Here is a 2,010-nt window from a genome sequence, read left to right as displayed (position 1 = left end):
TTTACGTAAATTCACGGCCAACAGATAAAATTTAATAAGAATTAATAGCAAAAAAAAGACAAAGGAGAAATTGAGTTTACTCAATTTCTCCTAATTCACTATTTGAAGCTAGTTTTGTCCCAGCCTCTCATTCATTTGCTATTTATTTTCTATCATCCATTCATCAATCTGTTGTAAGATTTTTTCAACCGCAGTAGCTTTTGAAAGACTAGGTAAGCTAGCTAGCAAAACTTGTTTTGGAGCTTGTGCTTCTTCTCCTTTTTTCTGGAGGATAAGTATACTTTTCGCTGATTTTTCATTTTTGAACATGGATAAAGGTAATTGAAGAACACTTTGAATATATGTATGTTCATTTAAAAACTCATGCAGTTTTGGCGCTTCGTCACTTTCAAACAGACCATTAGGTATTACGAAAAATAAATACCCACCTTCCTTGGTATAGGCCACACTTTGCTCTATGAATAGATGATGCGCATATGAATGGCCAGAGGTGGCTTTTAACTCGAATTCAGCCGCTCTAACATCATTTGGATAGTATCCAACTGGAAGGTCACTTATAACTGTGTCCACAGGATTAATAAAAAGTGGCTCAAGACTATCTTGATTAAAAAGCTGGATGGAATGTTCTTGTAGATTAGCATTTACATAAGCTAGCTTTATTAACAAATCATCGATATCAATGCCTATTGCTTCAATTTGTTTATCCGTCTGATAATTTATAACAGTGGTTAAAAGGTTTCCTGTCCCAATGGCTGGATCCAGGAGACTTAATGATGATTTCTTTACGAACTTATTGACTAGATAACCTACAAGCATCCCAACAGAATCTGGTGTCATTTGATGATTAGGCTGGACACTTTCCTTCATTCCCTTTAGGATGGCAAGCTGATATGATTTTCGAATATCTTCCGCAGTATGCTTATTTAAATTAAAGTTCTCATAGCTCTTCTTTAATCTTTTAACCGTTAATTCACTCAATTCCTCTTGGAGGATCGATTGCTGGAAAAAGTTTTCGCCCGTCTCAGCCAATGCCTCCAAATAGGTGCAAGAGAGCTCTTCTTGTAAAATCGTTGCTGTTTCATTAAAAACCGTAAACAAATCCTCAACTGGAGAGATTTTCATAATAGGTCCCCCTGTCCAATGCTTGTACTATAGCTTATATATTTTACGTTATAAATAAAGTATTCCATTATTTTATTGACGAGTCTTAACGTTAACAAGTATGGTCAAAACACAAAAAAAATTAAAGGCCCCGATGCATCGAGGCCCAGTGAATTATTTTGCTGCTTTAGCAGCTTCAACTGCTGCTTCATAGTTAGGGTGATTAGTTGCTTCACTTACATATTCTACGTATGTAACGGTATCAGTTGAATCCACAACGAATACTGCACGTGCTAATAATCTCAATTCTTTAATCGCAACTCCATAAGCTTCACCGAATGAAAGGTCACGATGGTCAGATACTGTTTGAACGTTTTCGATACCAGCAGCAGCACACCAACGTTTTTGAGCGAAAGGTAAGTCTACACTTACTGTTAAAATTTGAACATTGTCTAAATTTGCAGCTTCCTCATTAAAGCGACGAGTTTGAGCATCACATACTCCTGTATCAACAGAAGGAACAACACTAATTAGACGAACTTTCCCTTTAGATGATTCTAAAGTGACAGGTGATAAGTCATTAGCTAGCACTGTAAAATCAGGAGCTTTATCTCCTACTTTTACTTCCGTACCTAGTAATGTAACTGGATTTCCTTTAAATGTAATAGACGCCATTTTATAATCCTCCTAAAAACATCATTTATCTAGTGTAAATCATAGCGGTTCATAGTAAATTTTGCAAATAATAGATACCTTAAAGTAATAAAAATTCTATACATAAGAAAGAGGCTGGGACAAAACCCTCCTCTGAAATGAAAAAGCCTGTGAAGTTTTACGAGAGTAAAATTTCACAGGCTTTGATTATTTTTTAAATAAAAAATAAGGACATTCTCTGTTAAAATTAAGTTA

Annotated in this window: 2 protein-coding genes; both read right to left on the bottom strand. The window is 35.2% G+C overall.

Annotated elements, in window-relative coordinates:
• Positions 1 to 138: 138 nt before the first annotated feature.
• Complete coding sequence (locus tag ACFYKX_RS27175) at positions 139 to 1,122, bottom strand: class I SAM-dependent methyltransferase (protein WP_389365446.1); 984 nt, start codon at positions 1,120 to 1,122, stop codon at positions 139 to 141.
• Between the two features lie 153 nt (positions 1,123 to 1,275).
• Positions 1,276 to 1,776: a thiol peroxidase gene (gene tpx / locus ACFYKX_RS27170; protein WP_389365445.1), complete on the bottom strand. Its 501-nt coding sequence runs from the start codon at positions 1,774 to 1,776 to the stop codon at positions 1,276 to 1,278.
• Between the last annotated feature and the right edge of the window lie 234 nt (positions 1,777 to 2,010).

This window comes from Cytobacillus spartinae (genome assembly GCF_042865285.1).
Lineage (GTDB): Bacteria > Bacillota > Bacilli > Bacillales > Cytobacillaceae > Robertmurraya_A > Robertmurraya_A spartinae.
This window is presented reverse-complemented; position numbering and strand designations above follow the sequence as displayed.

Excerpts from the sequence above, each read along its gene's own strand:
- ACFYKX_RS27175 (WP_389365446.1), bottom strand. The coding sequence starts at position 1,122 with ATGAAAATCTCTCCAGTTGAGGATTTGTTTACGGTTTTTAATGAAACA.
- tpx (WP_389365445.1), bottom strand. The coding sequence starts at position 1,776 with ATGGCGTCTATTACATTTAAAGGAAATCCAGTTACATTACTAGGTACG.